The sequence below is a fragment of the Streptomyces sp. NPDC058401 genome (assembly GCF_042722885.1).
Lineage (GTDB): Bacteria > Actinomycetota > Actinomycetes > Streptomycetales > Streptomycetaceae > Streptomyces.
This window is the reverse complement of sequence record NZ_JBHXKA010000049.1, coordinates 37644-56396: the sequence shown is the minus strand read 5'-3', so window position 1 is coordinate 56396 and position 18753 is coordinate 37644. Positions and strand designations below refer to the sequence as shown.

Sequence of the window (18753 nt, the reverse complement as noted above, 5' to 3'; positions counted from 1 at the left end):
CCTCGCATTGTAGTCGGCCGCGTCCGCTGTGTCTAAGCCACGGGTCTGGGGCGGCGCCCCAGGAAGCCGGCGCACGCCATCTCCGACGACCCCGGCCGCCACGGGCACGGGCTACGCCCCGGCGAACCGGCGCCCCCGGCTGCGCCGAGCCCCGCACACCCCCGGCGCAGCCGCCCGGGCCATCCACGGAGCCACCCGCGCGGGGTCCCGTGCAACCGGCGGAGCCACCCGCGCGGGGTCCCGTGCAACCGGCGGAGCCACCCGCGCGGGGTCCCGTACAGCCGGCGGAGCCACTCGCAGGGCCGATCGGGCCCCGGCATGAGCCCCCTGGGGCCATGGGCCCGCCGCCACCCCTACGCCGCGGACTGGATCCGCATCCTGCTCTCCGTCACCCTCCTCTCCCTCGTCACCTTCGAGGGGGTCGTCCTGGCCCGCCAGCCCAGCACCCCGCACGCCGCCGTCTGGGTGTCCGGCATCCTCGTCTGCCTCTGCGCCGCGCCCTGGCCGCGCATCCCGCTCCTCGCCCGCGCCTGGTTCGCCTCCGCCGTCACCTGGACGGTCACCCTCTCCCTGATCTTCAGCAGCCACCCCCTCGTCGTCTGGGGCGGAGGCGAGGCCGTCGCCCTGCTCGTCCTCCTCACCCAGGTCCTGCTCCACGCCCCCGCCCGCACCGCCGCCGTCCTCGGCCCCCTCCTCGCCCTCGGCTCCATGGCGGCGCCCGTGCGCGACGCGGACCCGGGCCGTTTCACGCTGCTCTTCTCCGTGCTCGCCGTCGTCGTCACCGCGTACTCCCTGCTGCTGCGCCTCCAGTCCGTGCAGCGGGTCCGCGAGCTGCGCGCCGTACGCAGCGCCGAGCGCCTGGAGCTGGCCCGGGAGCTCCACGACCTCGTCGCGCACCACGTGACGGGGATCGTCGTGGAGGCGCGGGCCGCCCGTTACACCAAGGTCTCCGCCGAACGCGCCGCCGAGATCTTCGGCCGCATCGAGGTCGCCGGGGACGAGGCGCTCGGCTCCATGCGCCGCCTGGTCAAGATCCTCCGCGAGGGCGCCGCCGACACCGGCCCGGAGACGGGCAAGGCCGCCGGCCAGGCGGGCGGCTCGGCCGGTACGGCCCCCGTTGCCGGCCTCCGGGAGATCCGCGGGCTGACGGAACGCTTCGCCGCCACCGGACCGCCCGTAGTCCTCTACGTGGAGGAGGGCCTGGAGGCCCGGCTCCCCGCCGACGTCGCCGCCACCGCCCACCGCATCGTGCTCGAAGCCCTCACCAACATCGGGAAGCACGCCGCCACCGCCACCGCCGTCCGGGTCGGCCTGCGCACCGTCCCGGCGGGCCTGGAGGTCCGCATCGCCGACGACGGCGGCCGCCCCGCGAAACTCTCCGAGAACGCCCGCGGCGGAGGCTACGGCCTCGTGGGCATGGCCGAACGCGCCGAGGCCCTCGGTGGCTCCCTCACCGCCGGACCCGCCCCCGAGGGCGGCTGGCTGGTGACGGCGCTCCTGCCCCTCTGACGGTCACCTACTTGTCGATTATCGATATGACCCTCTAGTCTTCGGCATATCGAAAGTCGATAAGGGGGAATGCCGTGAACACGCGACTCATCAAGATCCTGGCTTCAGTGACCTTCGGGCTGGCGGTGCTCTGGGGGCTCCTCTTCGTCGGCACGGGCATCTCGCACATGGTCGACGACGGCGCGGTCTGCGTGAAGACGGGCTTCTGGGCCAACGCCTCCCTGGAGGGCGGCCTGCCGGTCGGCCAGGGCGTGGAGGCGTCCAGCAGCACCACCCGGCTCTGCCAGAACAGCCCCTCCACGGCACAGCGCGCCGCCGACCTCGGAGGCCAACTGCCCTGGCTGCTGTTCGCCTCCCTCGCCCTGCTGTTCTTCTCCCGGCTGCTGAAGGCCGTCCTGTCCCGGGGGCCGTTCACCGACGAGGTGGCCCGACGCCTCACCGTCCTCGGCTGGTTCGTCACCCTGGGCACACCGCTCGCGGGCCTCGCCGTAGGCTGGTCGCAGTCCTGGCTCGTCGGCAGCATGGTGCCCATGATCGGCTCCGGGCCGGAGGTGTCCGATCCGCAGGTACTCATCCTCGCGGGCCTCGCCGCCGTCATCATGGGGAAGATCATGCGCGAGGGCGTGCGCATGCGAGAGGACCTCGAAGGGACCATCTGATGCCCGAAGAGGAACTCCACACGATCCGGATCCACCTCGACCGCGTCCTCGCCGAGCGCGGCATGACGCTCACCGAACTGTCCGCACAGGTCGGCATCACCGTCGTCAACCTGTCCGTGCTCAAGAACGGGCGGGCCAAGGCCATCCGCTTCTCCACCCTGTCCCGGATCTGCGACGTCCTCCAGTGCCAGCCCGGAGACCTGATCACCCACGACCGCGCCGCCGAGCCGGCTTGAGCCGGGCGGGGCCCGCCGTCTCAGTGGTCGATCGGCCGAGGAACCGACCGCGCGCGCCACGTATTCTCGGTGACCATGAACACCAGGGACATCGACGACAACGTGACCGCCGAGCTCGCCCGGCTCAGGGACAGCATCGACAACATCGACGCGGCCGTGGTCCACATGCTCGCCGAGCGGTTCAAGTGCACCCAGCAGGTCGGCCACCTCAAGGCCCGCCACCAGCTGCCCCCGGCCGACCCGGGCCGCGAGGCCAGCCAGATCGCCCGGCTGCGCCAGCTCGCCGAGAACGCCAAGCTCGACCCGGCCTTCGCCGAGAAGCTCCTCAACTTCATCATCGCCGAGGTCATCCGCCACCACGAGACGATCGCCGCGGGCGAGGGCGACAGCACGGGCGACGCCGAGGGCGACAGCGCCGACGACGGCGCCGACGACAGCAGGAGCGGAGAATAGGAGCTGGGGCCCGGCGCCGCCATCCGGCAGCATGGGCCCCATGTCCGCACTGACGCGCAACGAAGCGCAGCTCCGAGCCCAGCTCATCGAGGTCCAGCACTACGAGGTCGCCCTCGACCTCACCACCGGCGACGAGACCTTCGAGTCCCGCACCGTCATCCGGTTCACCGCACGCACCGCCGGTGACACCTTCGTCGAGCTGAAACCGGACGAACTGCGCTCCGCCGCCCTCGACGGACACCCCCTGGACCCGGCCACCCTCACCGACGGCCGCCTCCCCCTCGCCGGCCTCACCGAAGGCCCCCACGAGCTCCGCATCGCCGCCCGCATGCGCTACTCCCGCACCGGCGAAGGCCTGCACCGCTTCACCGACCCCGCGGACGGGGAGACGTACGTCTACACCCAGATGTTCCTCGACGACGTCCAGCGCGTCTTCCCGGCCTTCGACCAGCCCGACCTCAAGGCCGTGTTCGAGTTCACCGTCACCGCCCCCGCCCACTGGACCGTCCTCGCCAACGGCATCACCACCCGCATCGGCGAACGCCCCGGCGACAGCAACAGCGCCAACGGCAGCGACAACGACAACGGCGGCGGCTCGGGCGAAGGCTCCGCCTCCACCTCCGAGGCCGGCATCTGGACCTCCGCCCCCACCCCCGTCATCTCCACCTACCTCGCCGCCGTCGCCGCCGGCCCCTGGCACAGCGTCCGCACCGAACACGCCGGACTCCCCTTCGGAATCCACTGCCGCCGCTCCCTCGCCCCCCACCTCGACGCCGACGCGCAGGAGATCCTCGACCTCACCACCGCCTGCTACGACCGCTACCACGAGAAGTTCGCCGAGCCCTACCCCTTCGACTCCTACGACCAGGCCTTCGTACCCGAGTTCAACGCCGGCGCCATGGAGAACCCCGGCCTGGTCACCTTCCGCGACGACTACGTCTTCCGCTCCGCCGTCACCGACGCCGAACGCCAGCGCCGCGCCGTCACCATCGCGCACGAGATGGCCCACATGTGGTTCGGCGACCTCGTCACCCTCAGCTGGTGGGACGACATCTGGCTGAACGAATCCTTCGCCGAGTTCATGGGCTACCAGACCCTCATCGAAGCGACCCGCTTCACCGAGACCTGGACCGGATTCGCCATGGAACGCAAGCCCTGGGGCTACGACGCCGACCAGCGCCCCTCCACCCACGCCGTCGCCCCCGACGCCTCCGCCGTCCCCGACACCGCCTCCGCCCTCCTCAACTTCGACGGCATCTCCTACGCCAAGGGCGCCTCCGCCCTGCGCCAACTCGTCGCCTGGCTCGGCGAGAAGGACTTCCTGGCCGGCATCAACACCCACTTCGCCCGCCACAAGTTCGCCAACGCCTCCCTCGCCGACTTCGTCGACTCCCTCGCCGCCCACACCGACCGCGACGTCCACACCTGGGCCGAGACCTGGCTGCGCACCACCGGAGTCGACACCCTCACCCCGCGCCTCGAAGAGAGCCACGGAGGCTGGACCCTCACCGTCGACCGCACCGGCAACCGCCCCCACCACATCGCCGCCGGCCTCTACGACCGCGCCCCCGACGGCGTCATCGAACCCCGCGAGGTCCTCGCCCTCGACGTCCCCTCCGACGAGATCCTCTCCGTGAGCGGCCCGCGCCCCGCCCTCCTCGTCCTCAACGACGGAGACCTCACCTACGCCAAGGTCCGCCTCGACGCGACCTCCCTGGAAACCGCCCTGCGCGGCGTCTCCCGGATCCCCGACCCGCTCACCCGCGCCGTCGTCTGGAACTCCCTGCGCGACATGGTCCGCGACGGCGAACTGGCCGCCGCCGACTACCTGGCCACCGCCGAAGCCCACATCCCCGAGGAATCGGACCTCGCGATCGTCCAAGGCGTCCTGTCCTTCACCCGCGCCCAGATCGCCGACCGCTACCTCACCCCGGACCGCCGGGGCGACGCCCTCACCACCCTCACCACCATCACCCGCGACCTGCTGCGACGCACCGAGGACGGCACCGACCCCGGCCTGCGGCTCCTCGCCGTCCGCACCCTCATCGACAGCGCCACCCAGCCCGACACCATCGGCGGCTGGCTCGCCGAAGGCACCGTCCCCGGCGGCCCCGAACTCGACCCCGAACTGCGCTGGCGCATCCTCGCCCGCCTCTCCGTCCTCGGCGCGGCCGGCGAAGCCGACATCGACGCAGCCCTCGCCGCCGACCCCAGCGCCACCGGCCGCGAAGGCGCCGCCCGCTGCCGGGCCGCCCTCCCGACGGCCGAGGCCAAGGCCGCCGCCTGGGAGAGCCTCTTCCACGACGACTCCCTGTCCAACTACCTCTTCACCGCCACCGCCCAGGGCTTCTGGCAGCCCGAACAGGCCGACCTGGTACGGGACTACGTACCCCGCGCATACCCGGAGGCCGTCACCCTCGCAGCCCGCCGCGGCCCCGCCATCGCCGAAGCCGCAGGCCGCTGGGCCCTCCCGGGCCACGAAATCACCGAGACCAACCTCAAGGCCGGCCGCGCAGCCCTAACGTCCCCCGACATCACCCCCCTCCTCCACCGCAAACTCGCAGACCACCTCGCCGACCTCACCCGAGCCCTACGAGCCCGCCACTAACCCCCACCCCCCCACCCCGACCAGGACCACCGACCGAACGCCTGGCCTCCACCTCGAAAATGGCCGGTGGCTGAACGCCTGACCTCCACTCCGACCAGGGGCGGTGGCCGAACGCCTGCTTCCACTCCGACCAGGGCCGGTGGCTGAACGCCTGGCCTCCGCCTCGGAAATGGGCGGTGGCTGAACGCCTGACCTCCGCTCCGACCAGGGCCGGTGGCCGAACGCCTGCTTCCACTCCGACCAGGGCCGGTGGCTGAACGCCTGGCCTCCGCCTCGGAAATGGGCGGTGGCTGAACGCCTGACCTCCGCTCCGACCAGGGCCGGTGGCCGAACGCCTGCTTCCACTCCGACCAGGGCCGGTGGCTGAACGCCTGGCCTCCGCCTCGCCTAGAGGCGGCCGCCGGATGCCTAGCTCTCCCCTCGGCCAGGGGTGGTGGCCGGACGCCCAGCTCCCTCCCCGACCAGGAACGGCGGCCAGACGCCCAGCCACCCCTTCGGCCAGGGCCTGGGGCGCCCGGCCTCCCTGGTGTCGCCCCCCAGTACCGAGAGGGCCAGCACCGGCCGACCCGGCCCCCACCCCGACAGCGGCTGGGGGCCGGATGCCCGGTCCACCCGGACAGGACCGGTCCTGCCCTGCCCGGCCCCGGGCCAAGCCCCGGCCCCAAGCCCCGGCCCCAAGCCCCGGCCCCAAGCCCCGGGCCAAGCCCCGGCCCCAAGCCCCGGGCCAAGCCCCGGCCCCAAGCCCCGGGCCAAGTCCCGGGCCAAGCCCGCCGGGGCGGCGGGAGAGCCCGTCCCCGAGCGGGCCCCGCATGCTGGCCGGTGCAACTCCGCCCGCCGGGAGGCCAGTCGGCGCCCCGCCGGCATCAGCAGCCGCACCACCCCCCCAGATCGCCACCGCGTTGAGCAGCGCACCGACCAGCAGCGCACCCGTAGAAGCCCCATGGGCCCCCCGACCCCGGCGATCCGAACGCCGACGGGATCCGCCACCTCCCCGACAGGGGGCGACGCGGGCTCCGGAGCCGGGTGGACTGGCGTTTCCGGCGCGACCAGCGCCCCCGCGTCCGCCACCACGAAACACGGAGCGCTGAGCAACAGCGGCCACACCCTGGCGCACCACACGTCCCCGGTCCGCCGGGTCACCGCCTCCACCCAGGCCCGCACGGCGAGCACCAGCGTCACGTACCCGACCGGCAGCCACACTTCGAGCCGAGACCGGTGCCGCCGCTCCCTTGCGCCCCCGTCACTCACCCACTCCTCCCGGCCACCCCCGGCGGCTTGAAATCAACCACTCATAAACCCGGGCGGTTACCCCATTCGGGTCGGATCGTTGTACCCCCGGGTGCCCGACCCCAGCCCGAACCGTTCCCGTGAGGACAACCGCATGACAGCGCCCCCCGGCACAGGCAGACGCGGCGCCGCCCCGCTCGCCGGCGGACCCCACGGCCCCGACGCGCTGCAACCACTCCTCGCCATCGTCCTCGACGCCCTGCGCACCGGAGCCCGCGCCCGCGGCGGACCGCTCCCGGCCGGCGGACCCGAGGCCGTCACCGCCCGCCTCACCGCCGCACTCGGCGACGTGTTCCCCGACCACGGACACGGCGACCACGAAGCACTACGGACCCTCGTCCACACCCTCACCGCCGGCGCCGCCGACCCCGCCGACCCCCTGTGCGCAGCCCACCTGCACTGCCCGCCCCTCGCCGTCGCAGCCGCCGCAGACCTCGCCGCCAGCGCCCTCAACGCCTCCCTCGACTCCTGGGACCAGGCCCCCGCCGCCTCCGCCCTCGAAGCCCTCCTCACCCGCACCCTCGCCGCCGAGTTCCACGACACCCCCCACCCCGACGCCGTCCTCACCACCGGCGGCACCGAAGCCAACCACCTCGCCCTCCTCCTCGCCCGCGAACGCCACGGCCCCCACCTCACCGTCCTGCACGGCGCCAACGCCCACCACTCCATCCCGCGCGCCGCCTGGCTCCTCGGCCTGCCCCCTGCCCGCAGCCTCCCCACCCCCACCGGCACCCTCACCCCCGCCACCCTCGCCGAGGCCCTCGCCGCCACCACCGGCCCCGTCCTCGTCACCGCCACCGCCGGCACCACCGACGCCGGCCTCATCGACCCCCTCGACGCCCTCGCCGACCTCTGCGACCAGCACGGCGCCGACCTCCACATCGACGCCGCCTACGGCGGCCTCCTCCACCTCAGCCCCCGCCACCGCCCCAAACTCGCCGGCCTGCACCGCGCCCGGTCGATCACCCTCGACCTGCACAAACTCGGCTGGCAACCCATCGCCGCGGGACTCCTCACCGTCCCCGACACCACCCTCCTCACCCCCCTCGCCCACCAGGCCGACTACCTCAACGCCCCCGACGACACCCGAGCCGGCCTCCCCGACCTCCTCGGCCGCTCCCTGCGCACCACCCGCCGCGCAGACGCCCTCAAGATCGCCGCCACCCTGCGCTCCCTCGGACGCGACGGCCTCACCCACCTCATCGACCGCACCTGCGCCCGCGCAGACCAGCTCGCCCGGCTCCTCGAAGCACACCCCGCCTTCGAACTCCACGCGGCGCCCACCATCAGCACCGTCCTGTTCCGGCCCACCGACGCCGACGACACCGCACTCGCCACCCTCCGCCGCACCCTCCTCCAGAGCGGCACCGCCGTACTGGGCCGGGCCACCGCCGACGGCCGCCTCTGGCTCAAGGCCACCCTGCTCAACCCCCACACCACGGCGGAGGACCTGGACGCCCTCGTGAACCTCCTGGAAGGCAGCACCCAGCGATGACCGCCCAGCACGATGCACCCCACGACCTCGTCGGAATCGGCATCGGCCCCTTCAATCTCTCCCTCGCCGCACTCGCCCACGGCCTGCCCCAGCAAGGCGCCCCGGAACTCGCCACCGCCTTCTACGACCAGCGCCGCGACTTCCGCTGGCACCCAGGACTCCTCATCGACGGAGCCACCCTCCAAGTCCCCTTCCTCGCCGACCTCGTCACCCTCGCCGACCCCTCCAGCCCCTGGTCATTCCTCAGCTACCTCAAGCACAAGGAACGCCTCTTCCCCTTCTACTTCGCCGAGAGCTTCCACATCCAGCGCGCCGAATACGACGCCTACTGCCGCTGGGTCGCCGGCCGCCTGCCCGGACTCCACTTCGGCCACCAGGTCGACGCCGTCCGCTGGAACCCCGAACGCGACCTCTTCGAAGTCGACTTCACCCAAGTCGACGCCGAAGGAGAAGCCGAAGCCCTCGGCCGCACCTACACCCGCAACCTCGCGCTCGGCATCGGCACCGCCCCCTACGTCCCCGAACCGCTGCGCCCCCTCGCCGAAGCCCCCACCGTCCCGGTGATCCACTCCTCCGAGTACCTCGACAACCGCCAGCGCATCCTCGGCGCCGACCACGTCACCGTCATCGGATCGGGCCAGTCCGGAGCCGAAGTCTTCCTCGACCTCCTCCGCTCCCGCCCCGCCGGCCGCGAACGCCTCACCTGGCTCGCCCGCACCCCCTCCTTCGCCCCCATGGAGTACTCCAAGCTCGGCCTGGAACACTTCACCCCCGACTACACCCGCTACTTCCACTCCCTCCGCGAACCGGTCCGCGACCGCCTCGTCCCCGCCCAGTGGCAGCTCCACAAGGGCATCGACGCCGCCACCATCGCCGCCATCCACGAGGAGCTCTACCGCCGCACCCTCGACGGAGGCTGGCCCGACGCCGTCCTCACCCCCGGCGTCAGCGTCCGCACCGCCGGCCGCGTCGCCACCACCAAGGTCGAACTCCACCTCGAACACGTGGACCAAGGCGCCCGCTCACGCCTCACCACCGACGCCGTCGTCCTCGCCACCGGCTACCGCGAACGCCCCCTCGCCCGCCTCCTCGCCGGACTCGACCCCTACCTGCGCAAGGACTCCTCCGGCCGCCCCCGCATCGACGACCGCTACCGGATGATCACCGACCCCGCCGTCACCGGCAGCGTCTTCGTCCAGAACGGCGAACGCCACACCCACGGCGTCGGAGCCCCCGACCTCGGCCTCGCCGCCTGGCGCAGCGCCGCCATCCTGAACACCCTGACGGGCAAAGAGCCCTACCCCCAGCCCGCCCGCACGGCCTTCACCACCTTCGGCCTCGAACAGCGGGAGCACACCCGGCCCCAACCGGCCGGCGAACTGCTCCCACTGGTCGAGCACCCGTAAGGAGAAACGTTTAGAACACCGCCTAGAAGACAGGTGTCCCGGCTCGGGTCAGCCGCCAGTCCACGGACGCGAACTGCGCCGGGTCCACCGTCCCCTTCGCCTTCACCCACTGGATGATCGTGTTGCGTATTTCATCCGAGTTCGCCCACAGCTGCTTGGACTGCGGAACGTGCGGGAAGTTGCCGCCACCCGAAGCCCGGTAGTTGTTCACCGCCAGCACGAACTGCGCCGCCGGATCCACCGGCTTCCCCTGGAACGACAGCCCTGAGATCCGCGAACCCACCGGCTCGGACACATCGATGTCGTACGTCAACCCGTACACGGCGTCGTAGTTGTAGTCCGGAATGGCTTCCGAGTTCGTCAGCTTCGCCGGATCCACCACCTCGCCGGGGGCCGTCCGCACGTAGTACCTCGCCGAGTACTCCAGGTAGTCCTTGACCTGTGCACCCGTCAGCAGCCGAGCCTCCAGCGTGTTCTCGAACGGATACAGACCCGCCGCATCCCGGATCGTCACCTGCCCGGCCGGAATCGCCGCCGTCCGCGAGAAACACGAAGCCTGTGACAGCACCGGCAGCGCGGCCCACTCCGTACCCGCCAGCGCGCCCTTCACCGTCTCCGCCTGCACGTGGCTGATCAGATCGATGATGGCCACGTCCTTGACCGGACCGTCCGCCGAGGACATCGCCTGCGTCGACGTACCGATCACCTGGTTCACATACGCCACGACCTTGCGGTGCTCGTCCGACAGCAGCCGGACTATCTTCGGGTCCTCCGCCGCCGTACTCGAATTCAGCACCCGGGCCGACACCTTCGACACCGACCAGCAGCCCTTCGCCCACGTCAGCTCGAAGTCGAACAGCGTCAGCCGCTGCCCCCACTTCAGCGGCTCGGACAGCACCACGTCCTTGCCCGTCGCCTTGTTCCGCACCCGGTACTCCGGGATCTCCGTGTGCGCGTGACCCACCAGGATCGCGTCGATCCCCGGCACCTGCTCCGCCACCAGACCCGCCGCGTTCTCGATGTACGGCAGCTGGTCCCCGTAACTCGACGTACCGCTCGAACCCGAATGCGCCGACACGATCACCACGTCCGCACCCAGCGACCGCAGCCGCGGCACGTACTTCGCAGCCTGCTCCTCAAGCCCCGGGAACGTCATCTTCCCCTGCACGTTCGCCTTGTCCCAGATCGCGATCCCCGGATTCGTCAGACCCAGCACCGCCACCTTCACGTCCCGCCCGTGCGGCGTACGCAGCCGGTGCATGCTGTACGGCGGGAACGCCGGCCGCAGCGTCTTCGCATCCAGCGCGTTCGCCCCCAGCAGCGGGAAATCGCACTGCTCCTCGAACTTCCGCAGCACCGGAATGCCGTAATTGAACTCGTGGTTCCCCAGCGCCGCCGCGTCATAACCGATCGCGTTCATCGCCTGCGCCATCGGATGCACCGGACCACGCCGCGCGGTGATCGGATCCACCTTCGCGTAGTAGTACGAAAGCTGCGTCCCCTGAATGGTGTCCCCGGCGTCGATCAGCAGCGTATTGCGCCGCCCCTTCTCCGCCCGCACCTGGTTCACCAGCGTGGAGATCTTCGCCAGACCGACGTCGTTGTGCGCCTTGTCGTCGAACTCCTTGTCCGTGAAGTAGTCCCAGTTGAAAACGTTCCCGTGCAGGTCCGTCGTCCCCATCACCGTGAACGCGTACGTCCTCGACGCCCCGCCGGAACCGCCGCCGGCCGCCGCCTCAGCTGCGGCGGCCGGGGTGCTCGTGGCCCCCGCCAACGCCACAGCCGCACCCGTCGCAGCCGAAGTGCCCAAAAATGTCCTACGGTCGAACGCCATGCCATCTCCCCTTGTGAGGTGCGTGTGTACAGATAGGCAACGCGCGTAGATTCTGACCCAGCAGTAACAAGCCGCAACACCCCCACCAGGTTTCAATCCGATGACCACCCCCGTACGAGCAGCAGTGCGAGAGTGAATCCATGACCCACGACGCATCGCACCAGCCCTACGGAACCCCCGAAGTCCCCCGCGTCGCAGTCCGCGGCGAAGCCACCCTCGAAGTCGACCCCGAAATCGCCCGCATCGGCATCACCGTCAGCGCCCGCGGCACCGACCGGCGCACCGCCCTCGAAGACCTCACCCGCCGCAACAACGCCGTCCTCGACCTCGTCAAAAGCTACGGCGACCCCGTCGAAAAACTCGAAACCGGCGCCTTCTCCATCACCCCCGAACTCACCCGCCACGGCCGCGGCGAACGCATCCGCGCCTACCACGGACGCGTCCACCTCACCGCCGAACTCAACGACTTCACCACTCTCGGCGAACTCACCACCCGCCTCGCCGACCTCGAACTCACCCAAGTCGACGGACCCTGGTGGGCCCTGCGCCCCACCTCACCCGCCCACGGCGAAGCCCGCCGCCAAGCCGTACTCGAAGCCGTCCAGCGCGCCCGCGAATACGCCGCCGCCCTCGGAGCCGACCTCGCCGCCCTCATCGAACTCGCCGACCTCGGAGCCGAGAACGCCCCCGCCCCCTTCCAGGCCGCCGGCGCAGGCATGCGCACCATGGCCTTCAGCGCCGCCGAAGACACCGGCGCCCCCGCACTCGACCTCGAACCCCAGCGCCAGACCGTCTACGCGCAGGTGAACGCACGCTTCACGATGACCCCTCCCCAGCTCTGAAAAACCGCACCACCGGGACCCCCGGGGGTGCTCATCAGAGCACCCCCATGCACATTCAACAATTGTCAACAACCTTTTGCTCAAAGGTTGTTGAGTGGACACCCGGAACCAATTTCCTACTCCCTGGTAGGGGCATACGCTCGCTCCATGCGCCGAGCGAAAATCGTATGTACCCTGGGCCCCGCCACCGACTCATACGACCAGATCAAAGCCCTGGTCGAAGCCGGAATGGACATCGCCCGCTTCAACCTCAGCCACGGCACCTACGCCGAACACGAGGACCGCTACCAGCGCGTCCGCAAGGCTGCCGACGAAACCGGCCGCAGCGTCGGCATCCTCGCGGACCTTCAAGGCCCGAAGATCCGCCTGGGCCGCTTCGCCGAAGGCCCCGTACTCCTTGAACGCGGCGACGAATTCACCATCACCGTCGAAGACCACGAAGGCGACCGCCACACCTGCGGCACCACCTACAAAGGCCTCGCCGGAGACGTCACCACCGGCGAACGCATCCTCGTAGACGACGGCCGCGTCACCCTCGAAGTCACCGCCGTCGACGGCCCCCGCGTCCACACCCGCGTCATCGAAGGCGGCATGGTCTCCGACAACAAGGGACTCAACCTCCCCGGCGTCGCAGTCTCCGTACCCGCCCTCTCCGAAAAAGACATCGAAGACCTCCGCTGGGCCCTGCGCATCGGCGCCGACATCATCGCCCTCTCCTTCGTCCGCAGCGGAAGCGACATCGAAGACGTCCACCGCATCATGGACGAAGAAGGCCGACGCCTCCCCGTCATCGCCAAGGTCGAAAAGCCCCAGGCAGTCGAAAACATCGACGACATCGTCGCCGCCTTCGACGGCATCATGGTCGCCCGCGGAGACCTCGGCGTCGAAATGCCCCTGGAACAGGTCCCCATCGTCCAGAAGCGAGCCGTCAAGCTCGCCAAGCGCAACGCCAAGCCCGTCATCGTCGCCACCCAAATGCTCGACTCGATGATCGAGAACTCCCGGCCCACCCGCGCCGAAGCCTCCGACGTCGCCAACGCCATCATCGACGGCACCGACGCCGTCATGCTCTCCGGCGAAACCAGCGTCGGCAAATACGCCATCGAGACCGTCCGCACCATGTCCCGCATCGTCGAAGCCGCCGAAGAAGACATCCTCGCCAAGGGCCTCCCCCCACTCACCGACCGCAACAAGCCCCGCACCCAAGGCGGAGCAGTCGCCCGCGCCGCCGCCGAAATGGGCGACTTCCTCGGCGCGAAATTCCTCGTCGCCTTCACCCAGAGCGGAGACACCGTCCGCCGGCTCTCCCGCTACCGCTCACCCATCCCCCTCCTCGCCTTCACCCCCGACCCCGCCACCCGCTCCCAGCTCAACCTCACCTGGGGCGTCGAAACCTTCCTCGGCCCCCACGTCGACTCCACCGACGCCATGGTCGCCCAGGTCGAAGAAGAACTCCTGCGCATCGGCCGCTGCGTACCCGGAGACGTCGTCGTCATCACCGCCGGCTCACCCCCCGGCGTCAGCGGATCCACCAACCTCGTCCGCATCCACCACATCGGCGACGCAGTCCGCTGACACCGCCCACAGGCGACACCGGCGACTACAGCACCTCACGTATAAGACGCACCGCGTCGGGCAACACCAACCGGCTCTCACCCGTACTCGGGAAGTGCCCGCCCGACGCGGTCACCCGCGCCTCCGCACCCAGCTCCCGCACGAACCGCAGCACATGCTCACCCGTCGCCTCCCCGGTCACCGGGTCATCCGCCGCGTGCAGCACCCGGAACTCCCGCGCAGCCCTACGGATCCGCTGCCAGTCGAACTCCGGCGAGAAGAACGGCGCCAACGCCCCATACCCCACCTCGCCCGACATCGACGCCACGAACACCACCCCCGCGAAAGCCCCCTCCGCCTCCGTGTCGTGCTCCTGAAGCAGCCGCAGCACATTCACCCCACCCAGACTGTGACCCACCAGCACCGTCTCACCGGCCGGCGCACCGCCCGCCGCCGCGGCCTGCAGCTCCTTCAGCCACACACCCGCCTCCGGAGCGAACGGCTCGGGGAAGTTCGGGATCCGCACCTCGTGCCCCTCCGAAGCGAACTCCTCACCCGTCGCCGTGTACCAGTGCTCCCCGGCACCCATCCCGTACCCGTGCGCGATCACGATCTTGCCCATGGCTCCGCCCCCGTATCCCGTAGTCGATCCTTCAATCGAAACGCTACGCAGCGTTTCGATAAAACGCTAGGGCTATCGTGAAGCCGTGTCAATCACTCCTTCGAGCAACTCTTCGAGCACCCCGCCCCGCACCGGCGGCCGCCTCCGCAACGAAGACGCCCACCACTCCGTCCTCGAAGCCACCGCCGCACTCCTCGTCGAGAACGGCTACGGCGCCCTCACCATCGAAGGCGTCGCCAAGCGCGCCAACGTCGCCAAGAGCACCGTCTACCGCTGGTGGAAATCCAAGCCCGCCCTCGTCATGGACGCCTACGCCCACGAAACCGCCGCCCGCGTCCCCGAACCCGACACCGGCACCCTCACCGGCGACCTCACCGCCTTCGTCACCGACCTCTACCGCATCGGCCGCGACCCCGTCCGCGCCAAAGCCCTCACCGGCCTCATGGCCGAAGCCCAGCTCGACCCCGCCTTCGCCGACCCCTTCCGCGCCTGGGTCGCCACCCGCCGCGATGTCGTCGCCACGCTCCTGACGAGGGCGGCCGCCCGCGAGGAACTCCCCGCCGGCACGGACCTCGACCACGCCATCGACCTGGTCTTCGGCCCGTTCTGGTACCGCCTCCTCATCGCCCACGCACCTCTCGACCCGGCCGACGCCGAAGCCCACGTGACGACCGTCCTGCACGGCCTGGCAGGCACGAAGTCCCCTTGACCGCGCGCCGACTTGAGGTCGTAGCCTCCCGGCAGCCTGCGCCGCACGGTCACCAGCCTGGGCGGCAGCGGGGACCTGCCGGGTTAGTGCTTCGGCCCGATGTGGGCGTCCATGAGCGCGACGGAGTCCTTGCGGGCGATCGATACGTTGAAGGGGTCGCAGCCCCGGGCCAGGATCGTCCACTGGACGCCTACCTTGGCGAGCGTGTCCGTGCAGAGCTTCCGGATGTCGTCGGATTTGTTCGTGAAGAAGTACCGGGGGTACTCGTAGCGCTTCCCGTTCCGGACGGTCCAGTTGGTGACCCGGCACCCGTCGGAGTGGATCAGCCCCCGGATGAACTCCCACGGGTGGGCGTCGACGATGGTCTGCTGCCAGTCCTCAAGGACGATGCGCCGATCATGCTTCTTGCCGGGTCCGTGCTGCGGGAACAGGCAGGTCCAATGGTGGGTGTAGGACTTGACCTCCACGCAGCCTTGCCGTTGGACCCGTCCCACCTTGGGCAAGGACATGACGAGGTGCATCGCCGCTTCGGCGGCGTCGATGAGGCCGGGCCAGGAGGCGTCGCAGTAGACGGACAGGTGATGCTGCTTGTACTTGGAGACGATGTGGCCGTCACCGAGGTAGAGGCCCAGTAGGTAGGCGTATGCGGGTTGGTCGACTTCGTGGCCGGTACATCTTGGGCAGTCGGTCGGGCGGACGAACGCCTCACCCCGGTGTCTTCGGTCCTCGGACCGCCACCAGCCGATGGTGCCGCGCGGTATGCCCAGGTGTTCGGCGACCACTCGATTGGTCACGCCCCGGCGCATCAGCAGGACTGCTTCTTCGCGTATCGAAGGATTGTGCTCCACACTCGGGAGCTTCGTCGCTGTTCGTCCAGTTGGTCGCAATTCGAAGCTGCGTTCACTGTGACGAGTGAAGATCATAAAATTGCTTGGCGACCTTGGAAACGAAGGAGAAGTGCCCCGAGTCGGATTCGAACCGACGCTGAATGGGTTTTGAATCCATGGCCTCTACCGCTGGGCTATCGGGGCCCCTTCGAAACGAAGGATACCTAATACCCTCCGTGTCACAAACATACAGGAGCTAGGTAGGCTCGGGGGAGCTGAATCGCCTTGCACCAAGGAGCCCCCCGTGACCGCCGAGCACGAGTCGACGCCCACGCCCGACGCCGACCAGTCGCACGTTCCGCCGCTGACGACGCGTGTCGTCATCGCCGAGGACGAGGCGCTCATCCGTCTCGACCTCAAGGAGATGCTTGAGGAAGAGGGCTACGCCGTTGTCGGTGAGGCCGGAGACGGCCAGACCGCCGTCGAGCTGGCCCGGGAGCACCGTCCCGACCTGGTCATCCTTGACGTGAAGATGCCCGTCCTGGACGGGATCTCCGCCGCCGAGAAGATCGCGGAGGAGTCCATCGCCCCCGTGCTGATGCTCACCGCGTTCTCGCAGCGCGACCTGGTCGAGCGGGCGCGCGACGCCGGGGCCATGGCCTATCTCGTGAAGCCCTTCAGCAAGAGCGATGTCGTCCCCGCCATCGAGATGGCCGTGTCCCGCTTCGCCGAGCTCCGTGCGCTGGAGAAGGAGGTCGCCGACCTCTCGCTGCGCCTGGAGACGCGCAAGCTCGTGGACCGCGCCAAGAGCATCCTGCAGACGCAGTACGGGCTCTCCGAGCCGGCCGCCTTCCGGTGGATCCAGAAGACCTCCATGGACCGCCGGATGTCCATGCAGCAGGTCGCCGAGGCCGTCATCGAGGACGCCGAGGAGAAGAAGGCCGCCGCGGGCAAGGGCGAGTAGCAGCCCGTAGTACGGCAAAGAGTGAGGCCCCCTCCGGATCCAGGATCCGGAGGGGGCCTCACTCGTACCGAAGGGGGGTGCTCAGTCCTCGCCGAGGTACGCCTTGCGGACGTCCTCGTTGACCAGGAGTTCGCGGCCCGGGCCCGACAGGACGACCTTGCCGATCTCCATCACGTGGCCCTGGTCGGCCAGGGAGAGCGCCGCCTGGGCGTTCTGCTCGACCAGGAGGATGGTCGTGCCCTGGGACTTGAGCTCGGCGATGGTCGCCATGATCTTCTGCATCATGATCGGCGAGAGGCCCATGGAGGGCTCGTCGAGCATGAGCAGCTTCGGGCGGGACATGAGCGCGCGGCCCATGGCGAGCATCTGCTGCTCGCCGCCCGAGAGGGTGCCGGCGGCCTGCTTGCGGCGCTCTCCCAGGATCGGGAAGAGGTCGTAGGCGCGCTGGACGTCCTTCTGGATGCCGTCCTTGTCCTTACGGAGGAAGGCGCCGAGGAGGAGGTTGTCCTCGATGGTCATGCGCGGGAAGATGTGCCGCCCCTCGGGGGAGTGGGCGAGTCCGAGCGCGACGATGTCGTGCGCGGGGATCTTCTTGAGGGACTTGCCCTGGAACTTGATCTGGCCGCCGCGCGGTTTGATCAGGCCCGACAGGGTGCGCAGGGTCGTCGTCTTGCCGGCGCCGTTGGTGCCGATGAGGGTGACGATCTGGCCGGCGTCGACGCTGAAGGTGATGCCCTTGACGGCTTCGATCTTGCCGTAGGCGACGCGGAGGTCCTCGACCTCGAGGAGTGCGGTCACCGGTCTTCTCCGTCCGTGCTGGTCGCGCTGGTCGTGCTGTCCGTCGCCTCGTCCGCCGCGGTGTCGGCCGCGGCCGCCTCGCCGTGTGCGGCTTCGCTGTGTGCTTCGGCTGCTTCGACTTCGGCGAGTTCTTCGGCGCCGGGGGCGCCTTCGAAGGGTTCGCCGAGGTAGGCGGCGATGACGCGCTCGTCGCCCTGGACCTCGGCGGCGGTGCCTTCGATGAGCTTTTCGCCCTGGACGAGGCAGGCGACGCGGTCGCAGAGGTTGAAGATGAAGCGCATGTCGTGCTCGATGACGAGGACGGCGATGCCCTGGTCCCGGATGGCGAAGATGAGTTCTTCGGTGGTCCGGGTCTCCTGCGGGTTCATGCCGGCGGTGGGCTCGTCCAGGAGGATGAGACCGGGGTCGCTGGCCAGCGCGCGGGCGATTTCGAGCTTGCGCTGGTCGCCGTAGGGGAGGTTGCGGGCGAGGTGTTCGGCCTTGTCGGCGAGGCCGATGAACTCGAGGAGTTCCATGGACCGCTTGCGGCTCGCTGCTTCTTCCCGGCTGAAGTTGGGGAGGCGCAGGAGGGAGGACCAGAGGCCGACCTTGGTGCGGGTGTGGCGGCCGACGAGGACGTTTTCCAGGACCGTCATGTTGTTGAAGAGACGGATGTTCTGGAAGGTGCGGGCAATGCCGGCCTTCGTGACCTTGTACGACTTGGGGGGCAGGACCGTGCCCTTGTACCGGACTTCTCCCTCGGTGGGGATGTAGAGGCCGGTGAGGCAGTTGAAGAAGGTGGTCTTGCCGGCGCCGTTGGGGCCGATGAGGCCGACGATTTCGCCGCTGCGCACGGTGAGGTCGACGTTCTTGACGGCGGTGAGGCCGCCGAAGCGCATCGTGACGCCTCGTGCGTCGAGGACGGTCTCCGCCGTGGTGGCGGGGGTTTCGGTGGTGGTGGTCGTCATGGG

The 18753-nt window shown here is 70.0% G+C and carries 16 protein-coding genes and 1 tRNA gene; 11 read left to right on the top strand and 6 right to left on the bottom strand.

From position 1 onward, the window contains the following. The first annotated feature begins 318 nt into the window (after positions 1–318). The 7 genes from ACFWNV_RS19800 (at position 319) to ACFWNV_RS19770 (ending at position 9653) form a co-directional block, all read left to right on the top strand. Positions 319–1509: a sensor histidine kinase gene (locus ACFWNV_RS19800; protein WP_383948408.1), complete on the top strand. Its 1191-nt coding sequence runs from the start codon at positions 319–321 to the stop codon at positions 1507–1509. 74 nt (positions 1510–1583) lie between these two features. Further along, positions 1584–2168 carry a DUF2975 domain-containing protein gene (locus ACFWNV_RS19795; RefSeq protein WP_383948405.1) on the top strand — a complete coding sequence of 195 codons (585 nt, stop codon included), beginning with the start codon at positions 1584–1586 and terminating at the stop codon, positions 2166–2168. After that, positions 2168–2404: a helix-turn-helix domain-containing protein gene (locus ACFWNV_RS19790; RefSeq protein WP_383948402.1), complete on the top strand. Its 237-nt coding sequence runs from the start codon at positions 2168–2170 to the stop codon at positions 2402–2404. Before ACFWNV_RS19795 ends, ACFWNV_RS19790 begins: the two co-directional genes overlap by 1 nt. 75 nt (positions 2405–2479) lie before the next feature. Next, the gene (locus ACFWNV_RS19785) at positions 2480–2857 is read left to right on the top strand and encodes a chorismate mutase (RefSeq protein WP_383948399.1); all 378 of its coding nucleotides are present in this window, start codon (positions 2480–2482) and stop codon (positions 2855–2857) included. 40 nt (positions 2858–2897) lie between these two features. After that, positions 2898–5465, top strand: coding sequence for an aminopeptidase N (gene pepN / locus ACFWNV_RS19780; protein WP_383948395.1), 2568 nt, complete (start codon positions 2898–2900; stop codon positions 5463–5465). A 1381-nt stretch (positions 5466–6846) separates the two neighbouring features. Beyond that, on the top strand, positions 6847–8247 hold the full coding sequence (locus ACFWNV_RS19775; RefSeq protein ID WP_383948392.1) for a pyridoxal phosphate-dependent decarboxylase family protein: 1401 nt from the start codon (positions 6847–6849) through the stop codon (positions 8245–8247). Further along, on the top strand, positions 8244–9653 hold the full coding sequence (locus tag ACFWNV_RS19770) for a lysine N(6)-hydroxylase/L-ornithine N(5)-oxygenase family protein (RefSeq protein WP_383948390.1): 1410 nt from the start codon (positions 8244–8246) through the stop codon (positions 9651–9653). The genes ACFWNV_RS19775 and ACFWNV_RS19770 overlap by 4 nt, the downstream gene beginning before the upstream one ends. 22 nt (positions 9654–9675) lie before the next feature. Here the strand turns inward: ACFWNV_RS19770 and ACFWNV_RS19765 are convergent, their stop codons facing one another. Then, the gene (locus tag ACFWNV_RS19765) at positions 9676–11487 is read right to left on the bottom strand and encodes a bifunctional metallophosphatase/5'-nucleotidase (RefSeq protein WP_383948388.1); all 1812 of its coding nucleotides are present in this window, start codon (positions 11485–11487) and stop codon (positions 9676–9678) included. 140 nt (positions 11488–11627) lie between these two features. On the opposite strand from ACFWNV_RS19765, the gene ACFWNV_RS19760 reads away from it, so the two are divergent. Further along, entirely contained in the window at positions 11628–12329 is a 702-nt protein-coding gene (locus ACFWNV_RS19760) for an SIMPL domain-containing protein (RefSeq protein WP_383948385.1), read from the top strand. Positions 12330–12476: 147 nt separating this feature from the next. Continuing rightward, positions 12477–13904, top strand: a complete 1428-nt coding sequence (gene pyk / locus ACFWNV_RS19755) for a pyruvate kinase (RefSeq protein WP_383948382.1) — start codon at positions 12477–12479, stop codon at positions 13902–13904. Positions 13905–13929: 25 nt separating this feature from the next. On the opposite strand, the gene ACFWNV_RS19750 is transcribed toward pyk, so the two are convergent. Further along, positions 13930–14505 (bottom strand): alpha/beta fold hydrolase, encoded by a 576-nt coding sequence (locus ACFWNV_RS19750; RefSeq protein ID WP_383948379.1) that lies wholly within the window; start codon positions 14503–14505, stop codon positions 13930–13932. Positions 14506–14590: 85 nt separating this feature from the next. Here ACFWNV_RS19750 and ACFWNV_RS19745 point away from each other — a divergent pair, with 85 nt between their 5' ends. Beyond that, positions 14591–15214, top strand: coding sequence for a TetR/AcrR family transcriptional regulator (locus ACFWNV_RS19745; protein ID WP_383948376.1), 624 nt, complete (start codon positions 14591–14593; stop codon positions 15212–15214). A gap of 83 nt (positions 15215–15297) precedes the next feature. Here ACFWNV_RS19745 and ACFWNV_RS19740 read toward each other — a convergent pair whose 3' ends face one another. Together ACFWNV_RS19740 and ACFWNV_RS19735 are read right to left on the bottom strand one after the other, a co-directional pair. Beyond that, positions 15298–16020, bottom strand: coding sequence for a helix-turn-helix domain-containing protein (locus tag ACFWNV_RS19740; RefSeq protein ID WP_383948411.1), 723 nt, complete (start codon positions 16018–16020; stop codon positions 15298–15300). A gap of 152 nt (positions 16021–16172) precedes the next feature. Continuing rightward, a tRNA-Leu gene (locus tag ACFWNV_RS19735) sits at positions 16173–16245 on the bottom strand. A 100-nt stretch (positions 16246–16345) separates the two neighbouring features. Between ACFWNV_RS19735 and ACFWNV_RS19730 the strand changes: the two genes are divergently transcribed. Next, complete coding sequence (locus ACFWNV_RS19730) at positions 16346–17005, top strand: ANTAR domain-containing response regulator (protein WP_250744985.1); 660 nt, start codon at positions 16346–16348, stop codon at positions 17003–17005. Positions 17006–17086: 81 nt separating this feature from the next. Here ACFWNV_RS19730 and ACFWNV_RS19725 read toward each other — a convergent pair whose 3' ends face one another. Both ACFWNV_RS19725 and ACFWNV_RS19720 read right to left on the bottom strand, forming a co-directional pair. Continuing rightward, positions 17087–17803 (bottom strand): ABC transporter ATP-binding protein, encoded by a 717-nt coding sequence (locus tag ACFWNV_RS19725; RefSeq protein ID WP_383948373.1) that lies wholly within the window; start codon positions 17801–17803, stop codon positions 17087–17089. Beyond that, a complete protein-coding gene (locus ACFWNV_RS19720) occupies positions 17800–18750 on the bottom strand; it encodes an ABC transporter ATP-binding protein (protein WP_383948370.1) in 951 nt (316 codons plus the stop codon). The genes ACFWNV_RS19725 and ACFWNV_RS19720 overlap by 4 nt, the downstream gene beginning before the upstream one ends. Positions 18751–18753: the final 3 nt, after the last annotated feature.

Excerpts from the sequence above, each read along its gene's own strand:
- ACFWNV_RS19800 (WP_383948408.1), top strand. The coding sequence starts at position 319 with ATGAGCCCCCTGGGGCCATGGGCCCGCCGCCACCCCTACGCCGCGGAC.
- ACFWNV_RS19790 (WP_383948402.1), top strand. The coding sequence starts at position 2,168 with ATGCCCGAAGAGGAACTCCACACGATCCGGATCCACCTCGACCGCGTC.
- ACFWNV_RS19785 (WP_383948399.1), top strand. The coding sequence starts at position 2,480 with ATGAACACCAGGGACATCGACGACAACGTGACCGCCGAGCTCGCCCGG.
- pepN (WP_383948395.1), top strand. The coding sequence starts at position 2,898 with ATGTCCGCACTGACGCGCAACGAAGCGCAGCTCCGAGCCCAGCTCATC.
- ACFWNV_RS19775 (WP_383948392.1), top strand. The coding sequence starts at position 6,847 with ATGACAGCGCCCCCCGGCACAGGCAGACGCGGCGCCGCCCCGCTCGCC.
- ACFWNV_RS19770 (WP_383948390.1), top strand. The coding sequence starts at position 8,244 with ATGACCGCCCAGCACGATGCACCCCACGACCTCGTCGGAATCGGCATC.
- ACFWNV_RS19765 (WP_383948388.1), bottom strand. The coding sequence starts at position 11,487 with ATGGCGTTCGACCGTAGGACATTTTTGGGCACTTCGGCTGCGACGGGT.
- ACFWNV_RS19760 (WP_383948385.1), top strand. The coding sequence starts at position 11,628 with ATGACCCACGACGCATCGCACCAGCCCTACGGAACCCCCGAAGTCCCC.
- pyk (WP_383948382.1), top strand. The coding sequence starts at position 12,477 with ATGCGCCGAGCGAAAATCGTATGTACCCTGGGCCCCGCCACCGACTCA.
- ACFWNV_RS19750 (WP_383948379.1), bottom strand. The coding sequence starts at position 14,505 with ATGGGCAAGATCGTGATCGCGCACGGGTACGGGATGGGTGCCGGGGAG.
- ACFWNV_RS19740 (WP_383948411.1), bottom strand. The coding sequence starts at position 16,020 with ATGCGCCGGGGCGTGACCAATCGAGTGGTCGCCGAACACCTGGGCATA.
- ACFWNV_RS19720 (WP_383948370.1), bottom strand. The coding sequence starts at position 18,750 with ATGACGACCACCACCACCGAAACCCCCGCCACCACGGCGGAGACCGTC.